17 protein-coding genes are annotated in these 20,397 nt (G+C 47.4%); 16 read left to right on the forward strand and 1 reads right to left on the reverse strand.

Annotation, left to right across the window (positions count from 1 at the left end; translation table 11 throughout):
- Positions 1-5 precede the first annotated feature (5 nt).
- Positions 6-689, reverse strand: coding sequence for a response regulator transcription factor (locus RF007C_RS04875; RefSeq protein WP_019678072.1), 684 nt, complete (start codon positions 687-689; stop codon positions 6-8).
- 252 nt (positions 690-941) lie between these two features.
- Between RF007C_RS04875 and RF007C_RS16335 the strand changes: the two genes are divergently transcribed.
- The 16 genes from RF007C_RS16335 (at position 942) to RF007C_RS04955 (ending at position 20,393) form a co-directional block, all read left to right on the forward strand.
- Complete coding sequence (locus RF007C_RS16335) at positions 942-3,203, forward strand: putative bifunctional diguanylate cyclase/phosphodiesterase (protein WP_051456519.1); 2,262 nt, start codon at positions 942-944, stop codon at positions 3,201-3,203.
- Positions 3,204-3,241: 38 nt separating this feature from the next.
- A complete protein-coding gene (locus RF007C_RS04885) occupies positions 3,242-4,324 on the forward strand; it encodes a 6-phosphofructokinase (RefSeq protein WP_019678074.1) in 1,083 nt (360 codons plus the stop codon).
- Between the two features lie 296 nt (positions 4,325-4,620).
- Entirely contained in the window at positions 4,621-6,336 is a 1,716-nt protein-coding gene (locus RF007C_RS04890; RefSeq protein WP_037297741.1) for a phospho-sugar mutase, read from the forward strand.
- Positions 6,337-6,417: 81 nt separating this feature from the next.
- Positions 6,418-8,082 (forward strand): DUF6311 domain-containing protein, encoded by a 1,665-nt coding sequence (locus tag RF007C_RS04895; protein WP_037297745.1) that lies wholly within the window; start codon positions 6,418-6,420, stop codon positions 8,080-8,082.
- 135 nt (positions 8,083-8,217) lie between these two features.
- Positions 8,218-8,421, forward strand: a complete 204-nt coding sequence (gene rpmE, locus RF007C_RS04900) for a 50S ribosomal protein L31 (protein ID WP_019678077.1) — start codon at positions 8,218-8,220, stop codon at positions 8,419-8,421.
- Positions 8,422-8,469: 48 nt separating this feature from the next.
- Complete coding sequence (locus RF007C_RS04905) at positions 8,470-9,108, forward strand: YigZ family protein (RefSeq protein WP_037297748.1); 639 nt, start codon at positions 8,470-8,472, stop codon at positions 9,106-9,108.
- A 154-nt stretch (positions 9,109-9,262) separates the two neighbouring features.
- Complete coding sequence (locus RF007C_RS04910) at positions 9,263-10,258, forward strand: deoxyguanosinetriphosphate triphosphohydrolase (protein ID WP_037297751.1); 996 nt, start codon at positions 9,263-9,265, stop codon at positions 10,256-10,258.
- A 9-nt stretch (positions 10,259-10,267) separates the two neighbouring features.
- The gene (gene dnaG / locus RF007C_RS04915) at positions 10,268-12,004 is read left to right on the forward strand and encodes a DNA primase (RefSeq protein ID WP_037297754.1); all 1,737 of its coding nucleotides are present in this window, start codon (positions 10,268-10,270) and stop codon (positions 12,002-12,004) included.
- A 13-nt stretch (positions 12,005-12,017) separates the two neighbouring features.
- Positions 12,018-13,097 (forward strand): RNA polymerase sigma factor RpoD, encoded by a 1,080-nt coding sequence (rpoD, locus tag RF007C_RS04920; protein ID WP_019678081.1) that lies wholly within the window; start codon positions 12,018-12,020, stop codon positions 13,095-13,097.
- 191 nt (positions 13,098-13,288) lie between these two features.
- The gene (locus RF007C_RS04925; protein WP_037297757.1) at positions 13,289-16,027 is read left to right on the forward strand and encodes a GGDEF domain-containing phosphodiesterase; all 2,739 of its coding nucleotides are present in this window, start codon (positions 13,289-13,291) and stop codon (positions 16,025-16,027) included.
- Positions 16,028-16,087: 60 nt separating this feature from the next.
- Positions 16,088-17,182: a redox-regulated ATPase YchF gene (gene ychF / locus RF007C_RS04930; protein ID WP_037297760.1), complete on the forward strand. Its 1,095-nt coding sequence runs from the start codon at positions 16,088-16,090 to the stop codon at positions 17,180-17,182.
- Between the two features lies 1 nt (position 17,183).
- Positions 17,184-17,609 carry an SMI1/KNR4 family protein gene (locus RF007C_RS04935; protein WP_161634871.1) on the forward strand — a complete coding sequence of 142 codons (426 nt, stop codon included), beginning with the start codon at positions 17,184-17,186 and terminating at the stop codon, positions 17,607-17,609.
- A 139-nt stretch (positions 17,610-17,748) separates the two neighbouring features.
- The gene (locus RF007C_RS04940) at positions 17,749-19,044 is read left to right on the forward strand and encodes a glutamine synthetase family protein (RefSeq protein ID WP_037297766.1); all 1,296 of its coding nucleotides are present in this window, start codon (positions 17,749-17,751) and stop codon (positions 19,042-19,044) included.
- Between the two features lie 8 nt (positions 19,045-19,052).
- Entirely contained in the window at positions 19,053-19,622 is a 570-nt protein-coding gene (locus RF007C_RS04945; protein WP_037297769.1) for an ANTAR domain-containing response regulator, read from the forward strand.
- Between the two features lies 1 nt (position 19,623).
- Entirely contained in the window at positions 19,624-20,013 is a 390-nt protein-coding gene (locus RF007C_RS04950) for a hypothetical protein (RefSeq protein WP_152537142.1), read from the forward strand.
- A complete protein-coding gene (locus RF007C_RS04955; RefSeq protein WP_037297773.1) occupies positions 20,010-20,393 on the forward strand; it encodes a VOC family protein in 384 nt (127 codons plus the stop codon). Before RF007C_RS04950 ends, RF007C_RS04955 begins: the two co-directional genes overlap by 4 nt.
- Positions 20,394-20,397 lie beyond the last annotated feature (4 nt).

The raw sequence follows: 20,397 nt of genomic DNA on the forward strand, positions 1-20,397 counted from the left end.
GGAACTTATTGATTTGCTGCTTCAAACTTATATCCCATTCCTCTCAGTGTAACGATAAATTTACGGTACTCTCCGAGGCTGTTGCGGAGCATTTTTATATGTGTATCAACAGTTCTGTCATCGCCGAAGAAATCATAGCCCCATACCTCTTCAAGGAGCTTGTCACGTGAAAGTGCGATATTCTTGTTCTTTACAAGATAGAAGAGCAGATCATATTCCTTGGGAGTCATAGAAGCCTTTTCGCCGTTTACGTAGACCTCACGTCCGGCAATATCCACTGCCAGTCCCTCAAATTCATATTTATCGGGCTGTACCTGTTCATCCTGTCTTGTATTCCTTTTGAGAACCACCTTGACTCTTGCCATGAGCTCCTTTGGAGAAAAAGGCTTTACAACGTAGTCGTCAACGCCTATCTCAAAGCCGAAAAGCTTATCGTACTCCTCTCCTCTTGCAGAGAGCATGATAACAGGTATATTCTTTGATTTATGTATCTCCTTGCAGGCGGAATAGCCGTCCAGTCTTGGCATCATTACGTCCATGATTATCAGGTCGTAATCATTGTCATGACAGAGATTCACAGCTTCCATGCCGTTCTCCGCCTCTGTTACCTCAAAGCCTTCAAATTCGGCATATTCGCGTACAACTTTTCTTATATTTATTTCATCATCTACAACCAGAATATGTGCCATACAAAAACCTCCGTTAAGATATTTCAATATCTTCTTGATATTTATAATAAATAAACATGAAGCCGGTCGTCAACCTTACTCCTTTTATATTATAACATCTTATCACATAAAAGTGTATATTCTGTGAAATTTTCTTGTTATTTTCCGTCAATTTTATCAAATTTGTTAGGGCTCTTTAATTTTCGATTGACTTTTTAGGCTATTTTTGCTATAATAATTTTGGATAATTGTATAAGAAGGGAGGCGGTTTCTATGAAGAAAAGATCAGGCTTCAGACGTCACTTCAATCCGCTTGCTGCTGCCCTTATCATAGTTGCCGCAAGCTCTCTGGTCATAGGTTACTGTATACTCAGGCCGCAATATGCAATGATAACACTTGTTATATATGTATGTACACTGGTATGCGCTACACTTATCCTTGCCATTTCTACTTATATATATAAAAGCAAGCGTACTTCCATCGACGAGAAGGACATCACTAAGATAATCGAGGATCTCAATACCGAAATGATAATCTGGTCGGATAACTTCTCATATGTTTTCATAAACAAGAAGCTCAGGGATCTTCTGGGCATAAGTGCTGACCGTTCGGATAAAAAGGAAGCTGTCTGGACAGCCTTCGGCATAAATTCTTCAGACGAGAATGCCCTTATGAAAATTGCGGGCAGCAATTCCTACGAATCAAGCTTCCGCAATCCCCACGGCACACTGGTCTCCATAGCATGGAGCACCTCTCCCGTAAAGAAGTACCGCAAACAGTCCGTGTACCTCAGTACGGGATTCAACCTCACAGAGCTGAAGAAAATGAGGGTAAACCTTGCCAGCGCCAACGACTTTTTCCACGCATCCATGGAGCTCGCCGAGATCGGACTCCTTATGAGTACAGACAGGAAGTTGTTCCGTGCTTCTCCCGAGCTGATGCGTATGCTTGGACTGAAAACGGGCTCAATCAATATTAACGAGTTCCGCTCGCTCATACATCCCAACGACAGGATCCAGTTTGACGGCGCTATCCGCAGCAAGGATCTTTCGGAAATAAGGAATATCGAGATAAGGATCAAGAGCGCAGACGGCTCTTACCGCTGGTTCTCCTACCGCTTCAAGTCTATCCCGGGTACAGGCAATACCTTGCCCCTCTTCGGCGGTGCCATTATCGACGTCACACAGGAGCATGAGAAGGACATCCTCATCGAGCGTCTTGCGTATATCGACGAGGTCACAGACATCGCAAACCGCAATAAGCTGGTGGGAACAGGTCAGGAGATATACGATTCCTGCAAGGTGCTCAACTACTCCTTCTGGATCATAGTCCTCGACATCGACCGCTTCCACATCATCAACGATACTATCGGCTACAGCAACGGAAACTATGTACTGAAGAATTTCGCACATATCCTTTATAAATTCGTTACTCCAGGCGGTCTTGCCGCAAGGATCAGCGGAGACAACTTCGCGCTCCTCCTCAGGGACTACGGCGATGAGGAAATGCCAACGAGAACCGTAAAATCCATTCAGGAAGAGTTCTCAAAGCTGGCTGTGGACGAGCTTGCCTCCATAAATCTGTCCTGCTCGGCGGGCTATTCAAAAATGCCCGAGGACGGAAACTCCTTCCTCGACGTAATGGAGCACGCCGAATTCGCACTGAAGTCCAGCGACGGCACTCAGGGCAGCGTATGCGGCTATGAGCCGAGTATGCACGACTCTATTATCGGCAATACCGAGCTTGAAAAGTCACTGGCTCTTGCCATCGACAACAACGAGCTACAGCTCTTTTACCAGCCCAAGATCGACCTTGCTTCGGGCAGGATAATGGGCGTGGAAGCGCTCATACGCTGGATAAAACCCGACGGCACCATAATAAAGCCCGACGTCTTCGTACCTATCGCCGAGAGCTCACACCTCATAGGCAGGATAAGCGAATTCGTACTCAACGAGGGCTGCCGCCAGAACAAACTCTGGCAGAAAATGGGCTTTCCTCCTATCGTTATGTCCATCAACTTTGCTTCATCCGACTTCTATCAGAACGACCTGAAGGAAAAGGTATTCGAAGCTCTGGCACGTTCGGGACTGGATCCCCAGTGGCTTGAGGTGGAGCTCACCGAGACTCTCGCCCTCAGCGATATAGACTTCGCCGTAGATCAGATGAACAAACTTCGTGATCTTGGAGTAAAGCTCGCTATGGACGACTTCGGCACAGGCTACTCATCACTGAGCTATCTGCAGATACTCCCTATAACTCTGCTGAAGCTCGACCGCTCCTTCATAACAGACATCGAGCATGACAATATCGCATATGAGATCGTTTCGGCAGTTATCAGAATAGCAAAGTCAAAGAAGATAGAAACTATCGCAGAGGGTATCGAAAACAACGTACAGGAGTCGATCCTGCGTATGGCAGGCTGTGACTACGCACAGGGCTTCCTCTACGGCAAACCCATGCCACCCGAAAAGATACAGGAGTTCTTCGATATTGACGATAAGCACGATTACAGCGGCAGAAACAGCAAACGCTGACACCGCAGCCCAATATATTTTAAACGGAGGTCATTAACATGAAAAGACGAATAGGTATACTGACAAGCGGCGGCGATTGTCCGGGACTTAACGCTACAATACGCGGCGTGGCAAAGGCCTGCTACGAGCGTTTCGGCGAGGACAATGTAGAAATTGTCGGTATCTCCAACGGCTACTACGGACTTATCAACAATCTCTGCAAGGATATGTCCCCCTCCGTATTCTCGGGAATACTCACCCAGGGCGGAACGATCTTCGGAACCAAGCGTCAGCCCTTCAAGATGATGCAGGTCATCGGTGAAGACAATATTGACAAGGTCAAGAATATGAAAGAGACCTACAAGAAGCAGAAGCTCGACTGTCTCCTCACTCTCGGAGGCAACGGCACTCACAAGACCTCAAAGCTTCTCTCGGATGAAGGCCTCAATGTGATCGGACTTCCCAAGACCATTGACAACGACATCTACGGCACAGACGTTACTTTTGGCTTCCATACGGCAGTGGACATCGCAACTGACGTCCTTGACCGTCTTCATACCACAGCTGCCAGCCATTCAAGAGTACTTCTCTGCGAGATAATGGGCAACAAGGCAGGCTGGCTCACACTGAATGCAGGCATCGCAGGCGGAGCCGACGTTATTATAATCCCCGAGATCCCCTACGATATAGATAAGATATGCGACGCCGTAATGGCAAGAAGCGCTTCGGGAAAGACCTTCTCTATAGTGGCAGTTGCCGAGGGCGCCTTCGACGTGAACGAAGCTAAGATGAAGAAGAAGGAGCGTGCAAAGAAACGTGCAGAGGCAGGCATAATCACCGCCACAAGCCGTATTGCAGCTCAGATACAGGCAAATACAGGGCTCGAAGCAAGAGTATGCGTACCAGGACATATGCTCAGGGGCGGCGCTCCCAGTGCTTATGACCGCGTACTTTCAACACAGTTCGGAGTTCACGCTGCCTACCTCATAGCCAAGGAACGCTACGGAAGAACAGTTGCCAAGATTGGAAACAAGATAACCTCAAACAAGCTCGAGGACATCGCAGGCAGGACCAAATTCGTGGATACAGAAAATCATCTGGTCATTGCAGCCCGTGACATCGGCGTTTCCTTCGGTGACTGATACTTCCCTGAAGTATCATAAGCCTTGAAAAAAATCCACCTGTTAAATAATGTCAGCCCCGGAAGCAGTTTCGGGGCTGTTTTTTGTAAGCTCCATGTTATACAAACAGTAATATATATTTTTATAATACTATCATTAAAAATTGATATGTCACACTTGATACACCTGTATTTCGCTAAAATATCTGTTTATTTAATTGTTAAAACATAAAAATTTCCCTCTCAATGAAAAAAGCTATTCCCAAAACCTTTCAAATATGCTATAATAACTATATATCTGTTCAGGAGGTTATTTTAATGTCAGAAATGGAACTTTATGACCTTTGGTGCAAAAACGCCAAGGAAGATCCCGATCTTAAAACTGAGCTCGAGGGGATTAAGGGCGACGGTGAAGCAATAAACGATAGATTTTACCGTGATCTTGAATTCGGTACAGGCGGTCTCAGAGGCGTTATAGGCGCAGGAACCAACCGTATGAATATATATACAGTAAGACGCGCTACACAGGGCTTCGCTGATTACCTCAACCAGGAATACAAGGATCCCAGCGTAGCTATCTCCTTCGACAGCCGTATAAAAAGCGACGTATTCTCAAAGGCTGCCGCAGAGGTACTTGCAGCAAACGGTATAAAGGTACATATTTATAAAGAACTCATGCCTACTCCATGCCTTTCATGGGCTGTACGCGCACTCAAGTGTCAGGGCGGTATCATGGTAACAGCAAGCCACAACCCCGCTAAGTACAACGGCTACAAGGTTTACGGCGAGGACGGCTGCCAGATCACTCTCAGAGGTGCAGAGATAATCCTCGAGAAGATCAATTCACTGGACGTTTTCACAGGAGTTAAGACTTCTGATTTTGAAAAAGAACTTGCCAAGGGCACTATCTCTTATATAGGCGATGATGTTATCGAGGAATTCTACCAGAGAGTCCTTGCCGAGGGAATAAATACAGACCTCTGCGCTTCAAGCGGACTCAAGGTGGTATATACTCCCCTCAACGGTACAGGAAACAAGCCTGTACGCGAGATACTCAAGCGCATCGGCATTACAGACGTTACCATCGTAAAGGAACAGGAGAATCCCGACGGCAACTTCACTACCTGCCCCTATCCGAATCCCGAGATACGCGAGGCTCTCAAGGTAGGTCTCAGCTACTGTGACAAAGTTAAACCCGATCTTCTCCTTGCTACCGATCCCGACTGTGACCGTGTAGGTATAGCAGTTCCCGACGGCAACGGCGGATATGCTCTCTTCTCCGGCAACGAGGTAGGAGCTATGCTTCTGGAGTATATCTGTGAGCAGCGCATAAAGAAGGGCACAATGCCGAAGAATCCCGTAACAGTCAAGACTATCGTAACTACTGATATAGTAAATCTCATCGCCAAGGAATACGGCGTAAAGGTCATAGATGTACTCACAGGCTTCAAGTTCATCGGCGAGCAGATCGGCTTCCTTGAAGCAAAGGGCGAGGAAAAGCGTTATATCTTCGGCTTTGAAGAGAGCTACGGCTACCTTTCCGGCGGCTATGTAAGAGACAAGGACGCTGTTGACGCTTCGATGCTCATCTGCGAAATGGCTGCTTACTACCGCACACAGGGTATAACTCTCATGCAGGCACGCGAGAATATGTACAAGAAGTACGGTATGTTCCTCCAGACTCTTTACAGCTTTGAGTTTGAGGGTGCAAGCGGCATGAAGCATATGGAAGAGATCATGACAGATCTCCGCAACAACCACCCCACCGCTATCGGCGGCCTGAAGGTGGAGCGCTTTGAGGACTACAAGGCAAGCACCTGCAAGAATATCGCTACAGGCGAGATAAAGGAGCTTACACTTCCCAAGTCAAACGTGCTGGCATTCTACCTCGAGGGCGGCTGCAAGGCAATAGTACGTCCTTCGGGTACAGAGCCCAAGATAAAGACATACATCACAGCCAAGGCACCTACAAAGGCAGAAGCCGAGGCTATCGAGCAGAAGATCTACGCAGACTTCACTCAGAGCATGAAATAATTTATAACAGGGGGCAGGCATTTAGTCTGCCCCTTTATATCATTTTATTCTCTATGAACAAATACAGGAGACAAACAACAAATGACAACAAAGAAAAATAAATACATATATTTTATCGCAGGAGCTCTGCTCGGTGCCGCAGTGTTCATTGTAATCTTCGGCACAGGAATAATCTCCCCTGTCAATACAAAATGGATCTTTGCTCAGCACGATGATATCACACAGCATTATGTAGGCTGGGTATTTTTCCGCAAGACTCCGTGGACTTTTCCTGTCGGCCTTATAGAAGGTATCTCGGCGGATGAAAAGGTCTCATGTATGTATACGGACTCAATACCGCTTTTCGCTTTGATATTCAAGCTGCTTTCACCTATACTGCCTGAAAACTTCCAATATTTCGGCATATGGGGACTTATGTGCTATATGCTCAGCGGCGGCTTCGGAGCATTGCTGCTCACCCGTATAAAACAGAACCTTTTCTTCACATCGGCAGGCTCGCTGTTTTATTCGGCTTTCTGGCCGACGCTCCTGAGAATAACGCACCACAACGCTCTCGGAGCCATATGGCTGGTAATAATACCGCTCATACTCACCATTGACCATGACCGCAAATACAAGCACCGATTCACCCCTGTAGTACTGTGGACAGTTACCTGTATTCTTGCATCGCTCATACACCTTTACTTCATACCCATGATCTACTGCGTCATGCTGGGATACATGATACTTTTGGTATTCAAGGATAAAAAGCGTGCACAGGCAATGATTACATTCGGCTCTTCCACTGTTTTTTCAGTTCTTGCACTGTGGATAATAGGCGGATTTTACAGCAGCGGCAGTTACTCTGACGGCGGCTTCGGAATATTCTCCGCCAACTTCAATGCCTTCTTCAACAGCATGGGAAAGGCAAGATACCTTCGTTCTCTGGAGCACTTCAACGGCCAGTACGAAGGCTTCGGATACCTCGGCATAGGTATGCTGATACTTTGCTTTCTGGCGTTGATAATAACCATCAGCAGGATAAGCAACAAGGATGGAAGCTTTTTCAAAAACGCCTCAGCTGTCATCAGTTCCCGGAAAACAGAGGTCATCGCTTTCTGCGTCATATTCATGACCGCATTTTTATGGGCAGCAAGCAACAAATTAACATTGAACAAGGATATAGCGATCACCATTCCGCTGCCTCAGTTCGTACTGTGCAAGCTGGGTATTTTCCGTTCATCGGGAAGGTTTATCTGGCTCCCCTGCCTTATGACCATGACCTGCGCATTATGGATATGCTCACAGCTCAACAAGAAGTCATTTTTCACGGCTTTGACTCTATGCGTCGCTGTTCAGCTGGGCGATATGCAGAATTACTGCGACGAGATACGCCAGGCAGATGAGAGGAACAAAAACTATACGACCGCTCTGAGCAGTGCTGAGTGGGACGATTTCACAGACGGAGCCGAAGAAATAGTATTTCTTCCCCTTATCCCCGACTATAAGGCCAAAATGAAGCTTTATTTCGACTTTGCCGAGCTTGCCTGCAATAAGGATATGAGACTCAGCTCCTTTTATCTTGCCCGCACTGACAACAGCATACTCACATCTTATGCCGATAAGAAATACTCAGATCTGAAAAGCGGAAACGGCAACAGAGACTTCCTTTACGTATTCTTCAATAAGAAAGACGCTCCCCTTGATGTCATGGGACTTGATGTGAAAGAGATAGACGGATACACAGTAGCAAGAGTTAAAAAATAAAAAAAAATCAGAAACAGCTTGACACACACGGCACAGTGTGATATAATTTATAACTGTAATGTATATTCGGCACTACTGTCTAAAGGAAATGATGGGCTGCACGATCTACAATTTAATTGTAAAGAGGTGAAAATCGTGAAAGAGGGAATCCATCCTGAGTTCAAGAAGACCACAATTACCTGCCACTGCGGTAATGTGATCGAGACTATGTCTACAAAGGAAAACATCAAGGTTGAAATCTGCTCAAAGTGCCATCCTTTCTATACTGGTAAGCAGAAGCTTGTTGATACAGGCGGACGTGTTGACAGATTCAAGAAGCGTTTCAATATGGACAAGTAAGTCACAAGCCCCGTCATTGACGGGGCTTTTCGTACATAGGTAAGTATTATGAACTATCTGACTATATCCGAGAGCGCAAAGGATTCGTTCATCGAAAAGCGCTCGGAATTCATCGGCTATATCGCTCCCGTAAAGACAAACAACGAAGCCGTGGCCTTTATAAATACCATAAAAGCCGAGCACCGCAAGGCAAAGCATAATGTTTACGCATATATTCTGCGTGAAGACAATATTTCCCGTTATTCCGATGACGGAGAGCCCCAGGGCACAGCGGGAGTCCCTGTGCTCGACGTGCTGAAGAAGCGCGGTCTCACCGATGTATGCGTGGTAGTTACCCGATATTTCGGCGGCATACTCCTGGGCGGAGGCGGACTGGTAAGAGCCTATTCCCATGCTGCTTCCCTTGCCTGCGATGCAGCCCATATCATGGATATGTGCCTCTGCCACCGTCTGAAAATAACCGCAGACTACGGTATGTACGGCAAAATATCCTATCTGCTTCCAAATTATGAGACCATAACGGTCAATTCGGATTTCGGCAGCGATGTTACTCTTGAAATACTCGTACTCTCGGAAAAGCTGGAGGCTCTCAAAAAGGAACTCACCGAGGTAACGGGCGGTTCGGCAGATATCGAGGACTGCGGAGAGCTTTTTGAAGATTTTTCCTCGGTGAAAAAAAATTCCTGAAAAAAATAAAGGGTTTTTTGTCCCGTTTTAGTATAAGTATATAGAAGCGGTCATAAGGAGATCAATGTACAGCGGAAATACAATTCTGCCGTACATTGTTTTTCACTGTTTTTTTACTTTGGCCGCCGTTTATTTCAAGTCAGGAGGAGAAGGTATGACAGTACGCGAACAGATAGAGATCAGCGAAAACGGTATTCTTTGCAAGTACGCCTGCACAAGCGTAGACGAGGTCGGTACCAAGCGCGACAGCTATGAAGATAAATGCCCGTACCGCACCGAATTCCAGCGCGACCGCGACCGCATACTCCACTGTAAATCCTTCCGACGCCTGAAGCGTAAGACACAGGTCTTTCTATCGCCCGTGGGCGACCATTACAGGACGCGGCTGACACATACCCTGGAGGTATCACAGATAGCAAGGACTATTTCCCGCGGTATGCGCCTCAACGAAGATCTCACCGAGGCCATTGCCCTCGGACACGACTTAGGTCACTCCCCCTTCGGTCACTGCGGAGAAAAGACACTGAACGATATCTGCCCCCACGGCTTCAAGCACTATGAACAGAGCGTCCGCGTTGTGGAAGCTATCGAAAAGAACGGCAAAGGTCTCAATCTGACACACGCCGTCCGCAACGGCATACTCTGCCATACGAATATGACTGCCGATACCAAAGAGGGCAATGTTGTCAGACTTGCTGACACTATCGCCTACATAAACCACGACATTGAGGACTCTATCCGCGCAGGCATACTCAGCCCAAATGATCTCCCCAGGGACTGCGTAAGAACTCTCGGAAAGACCAAGACACAGCGTATAACGACGCTCATCGCCTCCGTTATCGAACACGGAGCCGTTGATATAGACTTTGCTCCCGATATAAGAAAGGCTCACGACGATCTCAAACGATTCATGTTTGACAAGGTCTACACCAATCCTTCCGCAAAGGCCGAAGAGAGCAAAGCCGAACAGCTTGTAAGGAAGCTGTATGCGTACTTCATCGAGCACAGCAATATGCTCCCCGATGAATACCGCGACATTATGAAAAAGACCGACGCAGACCGCGCAGTATGCGACTATATATCGGGTATGAGCGACTCCTACGCCGTCGATCTTTACACAGAGATATTTGTTCCGAAATTCTGGAAGTGAGTAACAGCCATGCCCCAGAACGACGAATTCCTCTATAATCTGCGAAATGCCAATCCCATCGAAACAGTCATGGGCGGCTATGTTAATCTGACGAGACGAGGGCGGAACTATGTATGCTCCTGTCCCTTCCACTCAGAGAAAACTCCTTCCTGTACCATATTCACCGATACCCAGAGCTTTTACTGCTTCGGCTGCGGTGCGGGAGGCGATGTCATAACCTTCACCATGAAGATCGAGAACCTCGATTTTTCGGAAGCTGTCAAGCTCCTTGCTCAGCGCTCGGGTATGGAAGTTCCCGAATACGGAAATAAGGACAGCGGCTACGCTAAACGCAAGACCCGTATATACGAGATGAACCGCATTGCCGCCAACTTCTTCTATACCAACCTTTTCAAGGGCAGCGACAAGACAGGGCTGCAATATTTTGCAAACCGTAAGCTCAGCCCCCAGACCATAAAGAAATACGGGCTCGGATACGCTCCAGATTCGTGGAACGCTCTCACCGATCATCTCCGCTCAAAGGGATATTCCGATGACGAGATCACCGACGCATGGCTGGCAGGCAGCAGAAACGGACGCATATTCGATATGTTCCGCAAAAGAGTCATGTTTCCTATCATAGACCTTCGCGGCAATATAATAGGCTTCGGCGGCCGAGTCCTTGACGACTCACAGCCGAAATACCTGAACACGGGAAAAACTCCCGTATTCGACAAGGGTTCAAACCTCTTCTCCATGAACTTCGCAAAGAATTCTAACGCCAAGCGTCTGATACTCTGCGAGGGATATATGGACGTTATCGCTGTCAATCAGGCAGGCTTCGATAACGTGGTAGCTACATTGGGAACCGCCATTACCCCCGATCAGGCGCGGCTGATAAGCCATTACGCCGAGGAGGTCATTGTCGCCTACGACAGTGACGGCGCTGGCCAGAAGGCCACCCAGAAGGCTATAAACCATTTTGCCGATGTGGGACTGCGTACCAGGATAATCCACATGGAGGGCGCAAAGGATCCTGATGAGTATATCAAGAAGTTCGGCAAAGACCGCTTCCGTATGCTCCTTGACGGTTCCAACGACGCCAATGACTTCATGCTCGACAAATGCGAGGACGGTCTGGATCTTTCCACGGATATAGGCCGCGTGGAGCTGCTGAAGCGTACCTCTAAGGTCCTTGCGGGAATAGAATCCCCCCTCGAAAGAGAGGTCTATATCTCCCGCACCTCAAAGAAATGCGACATCCCCGTACAGGTGCTGAAGACTCATATCGACGCCATGCTGAAAAAGAACAGCAGCAGCGCAAAAAAGAACGAGTGGAGAAACATCAAGGCCAAGACCTCATACATACGCGACGATATAAACCCCGACGCCGTCAGCAACAAAAAGCAGGCGCGCGCTGAGGAAACTATAATCAGCTATCTGCTGAAACGTCCTCAGGAATATGAGGACGTTGAAAAACTTGCTCCTGTGGAGTGCTTTGTGACCGCCTTCAATAAGAAGGTATACAGAGCTCTTCTTGAAAGGATGAAAAATTCCGATAAATTCTCCCTATCCCTGCTTTCGGATGAATTTTCCACGGAGGAAATGGGCAGAATAAGCGGAATAGCAGCAAAAAAGCGCGAAGTTGCCGTTACGCTTGACGTAGTGGCGGACTGCGCAGAGGTGCTAAAAAGCACCAGGCCCGCGGTAAACGGAGAACTCAGCAACGACGAGCTGCTGGAGCTCTTCCGTTCCAAAAACAAATAGGAGGATATAAAATATGGAAAAGAAAAACACCATCGAAGCCCTTATGGAACAGGGCAAGGCCAACGGCAAGCTCACTACAAAGGAGATCACCGACGCACTGGAGGAGCTTGATTTTAACGTTGATCAGATTGACTCCTTCTATGAAAGCTGCGAAAACCTTAATATTGAGATCATCGAGGATATGAACCTTGACGCCGACCTCAAGATCGGCCTCGACTCAAATATGACTGACGACCTGGAAATGGCTCTCTCAACAGAGGGTATAGCTATCGACGACCCAGTAAAGATATACCTCAAGGAGATCGGCCGTGTACCGCTCCTCACCACAGAAGAAGAGATTGAGCTTGCACAGAGAATGGCAAAGGGCGATCCCTATGCCAAAAAGCGTCTTTCGGAAGCAAACCTCCGACTTGTTGTATCTATAGCAAAGAAGTATGTCGGCAGAGGTATGCAGTTCCTTGATCTTATCCAGGAAGGAAATCTCGGTCTCATAAAGGCTGTTGAGAAGTTCGACTACACCAAGGGCTTCAAGTTCTCCACATATGCAACATGGTGGATAAGACAGGCTATCACCCGTGCTATCGCGGATCAGGCAAGAACTATCCGTATCCCCGTCCATATGGTAGAGACTATAACCAAGGTAAAGAAGGTATCAAGCCAGCTTCTCCATGAAAACGGCCACGACCCCAGCCCCGAGGAGATAGCGGACAAGCTCAATATGCCCGTAGATAAGGTACGTGAGATCATGCGTGTTGCTCAGGATCCCGTATCCCTTGAAACACCTATCGGCGAAGAGGAAGACAGCCATCTGGGCGACTTCATTCCCGACGATGACGCTCCTGCTCCTGCCGAGGCTGCTTCACACACACTTCTCAAGGAACAGCTCAACGAGGTCCTCTCAACACTTACAGACCGTGAGGCAAAGGTGCTCAAGCTCCGCTTCGGTCTTGAGGACGGAAAGTCAAGAACCCTTGAAGAGGTGGGACAGCGTTTCGACGTTACCCGTGAGCGTATACGCCAGATAGAGGCAAAAGCACTCAGAAAGCTCCGCCATCCCAGCAGAAGCAAAAAGGTCAAGGATTTCCTTGACTGATCCTCTTATAAGTATTTCCGAAGCCGCCACAAATGGCGGCTTTTTTATTGACATTCACGCTCTTATGTAGTATAATTAAATTGTATAAATGTACGTTATCACGGTCTCCTGCTGACCGAAGAAAAGCAGGTACGCAAAGAGACAGAGAGCGCATTCCCCTTCTCATGTCTCCCAAGGTATAAGGAGAGAGTATGGGTATTTTTGATTTCAGTAAAACTCCTCCCGCGCTGAGCCATGACTGGCAGGTATTCCAGCAGTTTGTAGGCAATATAGGTGCGTTTACCTACATTGCAAAGGAAAAAGCTGCTTATCTTGATTCTGCAGCCTGTCATATGCTCGGATGCCCGAGTGAAAAGATAAACGAATTTGAATTTTTCAATCTGCTTGAGAAGATTTCCAAATGTCCTGTGGAAGGTCAGAAGCATATATATAAATTCACTGACGGAAACACCTCGCGCTTCATAAAAATGAATATCTATGAGAGCAGCGATGAATGGCTGGGCTTCGTCCAGGACTTCACAAGACAGATCTCGGAAATAAACGACCGTCAGTCCTTCGTGGAGTACGATCCGATTACAAGGCTCCCCTCCTATCCTTCCTTCTCACAGAAGATAAAGAAGATACTTCCGGATGTTCAGCACGCCTGTCTGGCAACTATATATATAAACGGCATAGACAAGCTGGGCTCCTACCTTACAGTTGACAATACCAACAGCTGTATAACCTCAGTCGCCGAAGCTCTGAAGAGCTTTGCCAGCGATACTCTTATTATCGGCTCAAAGTCCAATTATGAGATATGCGTCTTTTTCTGTGACTGCGACAAGATGACCATATATAACATCCTCAACAGTATGGACGAGGCTGTACAGAACTGCACGCTTACCGATGATTTCGGCGAGATAATAGATATTTCCGACAAGAGCCGCATAAGCCTTTCCATAGGCTGCGCTTCCTTCCCCGAGGAGGCTTCCGACTTCAATATGCTGGTGAATTATTCCGAATTCGCCCTCTTTGAAGCCAGAACGGACAAGCGCTCTGTCATAAACTGGTTCTCCGAGGAGAATTACGTCCGCGAAAAGGACTCCTACCGCAATGCGCAGACCTTCTCACGAATCGTCCAGGAAAACCTGCTCACCTACTATCTCCAGCCTATCGTGGAGACACAGACCGGCGAGATCGTAGCCTATGAGGCTCTTATGAGAACTGTGGGAGATATAAAAATGGCTCCCAAGCAGATACTCAAGATCGCAGATGCGCAGAATGACCTGTACGCCATTGAAAAGCTCACATTCTTCAACACTATGAAGCTTCTCAGTGACAATCAGCAGATCTTCGAGAACAGAAAGCTCTTCATAAACTGCCTGCCCAATCACCTTCTCACTGACGAGGATTTCAATGAGCTCTATCTCACTTACGGCGAGCTCCTCGAAAAGACTGTCATAGAGATAGTAGAGGAATCAGCTTCCTCCACAAAGGGCATAGAGACACTGAAGAAGCGCTGCGGCTTCGCAAGGGCAATGCTTGCTATCGACGATTACGGAACGGGATATTCCAACAGCTCGAATCTGCTGAACTATTCACCCGATTATATCAAGATAGACCGCTCCCTCATAAGCGATATCCATAACGACCTGAAAAAACAGCAGCTGGTGACCTCTGTAATCGAGTTCTGTCACGATAATCAGCTGAAATCCCTGGCCGAGGGAGTTGAGACTCTCCACGAGCTCAAGACCGTTATACGTCTTGGAGTGGATCTGGTTCAGGGTTATTATACTTCAAAGCCAAAACCTCTCTTCCTGAACAGTATATCCGCTGATATAAAGGATGAAATCATAAAGACAAATCTTGAAACCCGTCCTGACGGCGTCAAGAAGATATACGCTGCTCAGAACGATACTGAACTCGATCTGCTGAAGCTGGCGCTGGAAAAGTATACCGACATTCATATCTACCAGAGCAAGCTCACTATCGTCGGCGATCCTGACAAGCCCGTGAAGATGAATATATCCATCATGGACAACCACAGCTGTGAGCTCACTCTCAAGAATGTGAATATGATAAGCGGCAACAGCAAGCCCACTATATCCGTGGGAGAGTACGCAAGGCTCGTCCTCAATGTGGTCAAGAACAACAAGCTCAGCTACTCGGGTATATACGTTCCTATGGGCTCACAGTTCGAACTGGGCGGTAAGGGCAATCTCTCCATAGACTGCTATGCCTCCGAGGGTATCGGAATAGGAAACGACTACGACCATGGCTACGGCGATATCACTATAGATTTCAGCGGTAACCTTGAAATAATCTCCAACAGCGTGGAGTCGCTCTGTATCGGCGGCGGATATAACGATGACGATTCGGATATAAATCTCCGCTCGGGCAAGATAAAGATATTCATGTATTCTCATAGCGGTCTTGCTATCGGAAGCTTCAACGGCGACGCCAATATCGACATCGGTGAGGAATGCTCCCTTGACATCGCTATCTCGGGCATAAAAGTCACCGGTATCGGAAGCTGCAAGGGTATATCCACTATCAGCTCCGGCGCTGATATCACCATGTCCTGTACAGGCGCTCAGTCCGTAGGTATAGGCGTTCTCGAAGAAGGAGAAGGCAGCATCTACATCAAAAACGGCAAGATCAATATGAAGATGCGCTCTGCCAAGCACTCCTGCATAGGAGCTATGAAGGGAAGCGTAAATACTAAGATCAGGAATGCCGAGATCTCCATCGACTGCGAAGGCGACGACGTTACAGGCATCGGCGATGCTTCGGGTACAGGAAATGTAAACATCATTGATTCCAAGGTTTCCATAGTGCTCAATGCAGGAAATCCCAAAGACATCGGCACTGAAAACGGCGATGTCCAGATACAGAACTCAAATGTTACCTCTGTGGTAAACAGCAAGCGTACAACTTACGCAAGTAATTAAAAGCTTATTCTCCCCGCCTTTACGGCGGGGAAACATATGATATGAAAGGTAAGAATAAATATGAAACTTGGTATGGTAGGTCTGCCCAACGTGGGCAAAAGCACTCTTTTCAACGCACTCACCAACGCAGGTGCGGAATCTGCGAATTACCCCTTCTGCACTATCGAAAAGAACGTTGGTATAGTCTCCGTCCCCGATGAGAGACTGGACAAGCTGGCTGAGATGTACGAGCCGGATAAGTTTACTCCCGCAACTCTTGAGTTCGTGGACATCGCAGGACTGGTAAAGGGCGCTTCAAAGGGTGAAGGTCTGGGAAATAAGTTCCTTGCCGATATACGCGAGGTGGACGCTATCGTTCACGTTGTGCGCTGCTTCGAGGATCCCAATATCATCCACGTTGACGGAAGCATAAACCCTCTCCGTGACATTGAGACCATTAATCTTGAGCTTATATTCTCGGATATAGAAATGGTGGACAGACGTATCGACCGCGCAAAGAAGGCTGCTAAAGGCGATAAGAAGTATCTTGCAGAGGCTGAGTTCCTTGAAAGACTGAAGGCTCACCTTGAAAACGGCAAGTCTGCAAGAGGCTTCGACTTTACAGACGAAGAAAGAGAGCTTATAAAGTCAACTCCCCTGCTCTCCGCAAAGCCTGTCATCTATGCAGCAAACCTCAGTGAGGAGGACTTCACAAACAATATCGACACAAACGAAAACTACAAGGCTGTATGCGCTCTCGCAGCAGAGGAGCACTCCGCTGTACTGCCTATATGTGCTCAGATAGAGGCTGAGATATCGGATATGGGCGACGAGGACAAGGCAATGTTCCTCAGCGAGCTGGGACTTGAAGTATCAGGTCTCAACCGTATCATCAAGGAGGGCTATGCACTCCTGGGACTTATCTCCTACCTTACCGCAGGCAAGCAGGAGGTACGCGCTTGGACTATTACCAAGGGAACTAAGGCTCCCCAGGCAGCAGGTAAGATACATACCGACTTCGAGAAAGGCTTTATCCGCGCCGAGGTAATCTCCTACGACGACCTTATGGCTTGCGGAAGCATGGCTGCCGCCAAGGAAAAGGGACTTGTCCGCCTCGAGGGCAAGGAGTACGTTATGCAGGACGGAGATATAGTTCTGTTCAGATTTAATGTATAATATGAAAGAACGTATTGAACACATAAAAGCTGTTCAAGACAACTGGATGCAGTCCGAATTTGCTTCTCCTGCAACCGATTCTCAGATAGAAGCTTTTGAGAAGACTGCCAATGTCATTATTCCCGAGTCTTACAAGGTTTTTCTGAGGCTTTCAAACGGTGCTGAATTATTCGGCGGTGACTGCAAATTGTACAGCGCCGATATGAATGTCAAGTTCAGGATAAATTATGATTTTTCAAACGGAAGTGTTCCAGATGAATTGCTGATACTTGGCTTTTATAATTCACAGCATATATGCTTTGATAAAAGATATGATTCCTTCATTTTTTATGAATATGAAGACTATGATGATATAAGTGAAGAATGTCTTATGTTTTCTGATTTTTATGAAGTACTTGATTATATCACAGACATAGCAACAACCTGACTTACAGAATCCTGTCCGTGGCGGACAGAATACCGGAATAGTGATGTGCAGTGCCGTATCTACAATGACATTGAGATAAACAAGTCATATTAACGGGCGGATTTATCCGCCCCTACATTATTAAACTGGAGGTCTTTCAATGAGCTTTTCTCCTAAAGAGATACTGAAATTCGTTGAAGAGAACGACGTAAAATTTATAAGACTTACTTTTTGTGATATGTTCGGCAGTCTCAAAAACGTGGCTATCATGCCCAATGAGCTGCCGAGGGCATTCGAGTACGGCATACCCTTCGATGCTTCATGTATCGCCGAGAGCTGCTCCGACCTGCTTCTTGTGCCCGATATATCCACTCTTTCCGTTCTCCCCTGGAGACCTAAGTCGGGACGGGTCGTTCGTTTCTTCTGCTCGCTGAAAAACACCGACGGAAGCGACTACGTAGGCGATATGCGTACAGAGCTCACGGACTATATCAACAAGCTCCGTCTGGACGGATATTCCTGCGAAATGGGCACAAAGTGCGAGTTCTACCTTTTTGAGCTGGATGAGCGGGGCGAGCCTACAAAGATACCTCACGACAAGGGCGGCTATCTGGACGTTGCCCCCCTTGATAAGTGCGAAAACGCAAGGCGTGAGATATGTCTCTCGCTGGAGGAAATGGGCATGAGTCCGAAAAGCTCCTGCCATAAACACGGTCCTGCCCAGAACGAGATAGAATTTCGCGAGAGTGAGCCCATAACAGCTGCGGATAATATGGTACACTACAAGACCGTCGTTAAGTCCATCGCCGCACAGAACGGGCTTTTCGCTTCGTTCATGCCGAAGCCTCTCCCCGATGAGCACGGAAGCGCTCTCAGCATTTCCATAAGCCTCAGAAAAGGCGGGGAAAATATCTTCGGCAACGACATCAACACAATGCCATATGAAGGAAAATGCTTCATATCAGGTATCCTCGGCAGGATGCGTGAAATAACGGCTTTTCTCAACTGCACCACAAATTCCTATAAACGCTTCGGCATAGGCTATGCTCCGAAATACGTCAACTGGTCCTCGGAAAATCGTTCACAGCTAATAAGAGTTCCCAAACCTGTGGGTATATCTCCACGTATAGAGATACGCTCCGCAGATGCCTGCTGCAATCCCTATATCACCTTCAAGCTTATACTCGCCGCAGGTATCGAGGGCATAAACACAGGTGACTGCTCGCTCTTTGAGAGCGCTGTGCATATGGGTGAGGAAAAGAATGTATTCCAGAAGCTGCCGTCCTCCCTTGATGAGGCTGCTGCCATTGCCGCTGACAGCGAATTCGTAGAGCGAACTCTTTCCTCAGAGATACGCAGCAATATCTTCAGTCAGCTCGAAAGACAGATAAGCGATTACGCAGCTGCTCCCGATAAGGATAGATTCGAGGAAGAGTCCTATTTCAAATTTGTGTGAGGCATTGAATGGAAAGAGCACTTATAATATCTGCAAACAAAGAAACATCCGAGACCGCCGAACAGCTCCTGCGCATAGAGGGCTGCGGCAGAACGGCTGTTGCAGCAAGCGGCAGTGAAGCACGCAGGCTTGTCAAGAATGAAGCAGAGCCTGATATCGTCATTATAAATACTCCACTGCCTGACGAATTCGGTCAGGAGCTTGCAGAAATGATCTCAGAAACTACCTCAGCAGGTATGATACTTATATGCAGCGGGGACGTTGCGGACGATATTGCCGACAGACTTTCGGACAGCGGCGTGAACGTTCTTGCAAGGCCCGTCAAAAGAGAGGTGCTTCAGCGCACTCTCAGACTGGTGCTGAATACACGAGTACGAATGGCAGGAGTAAAAAAGGAAAGCACGGATATTCTCAGCCGCATCGAGGAGATGCGCACCATCAACCGCGCCAAGACCACTCTTATGAAGTATCTGAAGTTTACAGAGCCGCAGGCTCATAAATACATAGAAAAACAAGCCATGAACAACCGTCAGACAAGACTTGAGGTAGCTGTGCGCATACTTGCACAGTATGAATGATATGATTGAAAAATACAAGGCTCTGATCGTTAAGACCGAATATGACAGAGAAAAAAAGGCTACCGAATACACCTGCGAATACGAAAAGGACGGCAGTAAACAGACTGCGTCTTTTTTCGGGGCTTCTTCAATGGCAGTAGAAGAAGGCAGCACCATAGAGATCACAGTGGAAGACGGGGTTATAACCGATACAAATATCGGACAGATCATTGGCGCTAATTCTATATTCATGCTGATTTGCCTGCTAATCTTTCTTGCAGCGATAATTCTTCTTTTTATCTGGTTCGTTAAAACCAAATACACCGCCGTCCGTATATGTATAGCCGTATTCGCGGCAGCCTTCATCATACTTACGCATATACCCACAGGCTCCCGAAAGGACAAAAAATGAACATTGAACATATAGCAATGTACGTTGCCGATCTTGAGGCCGCACGGGACTTCTTCATAAAGTACCTCGACGCTTCATCAAACAGCGGCTACCATAACAAATCAACAGATTTCCGCTCGTATTTCCTCAGCTTCGACAGCGGTGCAAGGCTTGAGATAATGACTCGTCCACAGCTTGAAAGTTCCGCAAACGATACTGCCAGGCTTGGATATATCCATATCGCCTTCAGTCTCGGCAGCAGTGAGAAGGTAGACGAGCTTACTGCAAGGCTTAAAGCCGACGGATACGAAGTCCTCAGCGATCCGCGCACTACGGGCGACGGATACTATGAGAGCTGTATCGTGGCAATTGAAGGAAATCAAATAGAACTTACAGTATAAAACA

The organism is Ruminococcus flavefaciens 007c (genome assembly GCF_000571935.1).
Taxonomy (GTDB): Bacteria; Bacillota; Clostridia; order Oscillospirales; family Ruminococcaceae; genus Ruminococcus; species Ruminococcus flavefaciens_F.

Excerpts from the sequence above, each read along its gene's own strand:
- RF007C_RS04875 (WP_019678072.1), bottom strand. The coding sequence starts at position 689 with ATGGCACATATTCTGGTTGTAGATGATGAAATAAATATAAGAAAAGTT.
- RF007C_RS16335 (WP_051456519.1), top strand. The coding sequence starts at position 942 with ATGAAGAAAAGATCAGGCTTCAGACGTCACTTCAATCCGCTTGCTGCT.
- RF007C_RS04885 (WP_019678074.1), top strand. The coding sequence starts at position 3,242 with ATGAAAAGACGAATAGGTATACTGACAAGCGGCGGCGATTGTCCGGGA.
- RF007C_RS04890 (WP_037297741.1), top strand. The coding sequence starts at position 4,621 with ATGTCAGAAATGGAACTTTATGACCTTTGGTGCAAAAACGCCAAGGAA.
- RF007C_RS04895 (WP_037297745.1), top strand. The coding sequence starts at position 6,418 with ATGACAACAAAGAAAAATAAATACATATATTTTATCGCAGGAGCTCTG.
- RF007C_RS04905 (WP_037297748.1), top strand. The coding sequence starts at position 8,470 with ATGAACTATCTGACTATATCCGAGAGCGCAAAGGATTCGTTCATCGAA.
- RF007C_RS04910 (WP_037297751.1), top strand. The coding sequence starts at position 9,263 with ATGACAGTACGCGAACAGATAGAGATCAGCGAAAACGGTATTCTTTGC.
- dnaG (WP_037297754.1), top strand. The coding sequence starts at position 10,268 with ATGCCCCAGAACGACGAATTCCTCTATAATCTGCGAAATGCCAATCCC.
- rpoD (WP_019678081.1), top strand. The coding sequence starts at position 12,018 with ATGGAAAAGAAAAACACCATCGAAGCCCTTATGGAACAGGGCAAGGCC.
- RF007C_RS04925 (WP_037297757.1), top strand. The coding sequence starts at position 13,289 with ATGGGTATTTTTGATTTCAGTAAAACTCCTCCCGCGCTGAGCCATGAC.
- ychF (WP_037297760.1), top strand. The coding sequence starts at position 16,088 with ATGAAACTTGGTATGGTAGGTCTGCCCAACGTGGGCAAAAGCACTCTT.
- RF007C_RS04935 (WP_161634871.1), top strand. The coding sequence starts at position 17,184 with ATGAAAGAACGTATTGAACACATAAAAGCTGTTCAAGACAACTGGATG.
- RF007C_RS04940 (WP_037297766.1), top strand. The coding sequence starts at position 17,749 with ATGAGCTTTTCTCCTAAAGAGATACTGAAATTCGTTGAAGAGAACGAC.
- RF007C_RS04945 (WP_037297769.1), top strand. The coding sequence starts at position 19,053 with ATGGAAAGAGCACTTATAATATCTGCAAACAAAGAAACATCCGAGACC.
- RF007C_RS04950 (WP_152537142.1), top strand. The coding sequence starts at position 19,624 with ATGATTGAAAAATACAAGGCTCTGATCGTTAAGACCGAATATGACAGA.
- RF007C_RS04955 (WP_037297773.1), top strand. The coding sequence starts at position 20,010 with ATGAACATTGAACATATAGCAATGTACGTTGCCGATCTTGAGGCCGCA.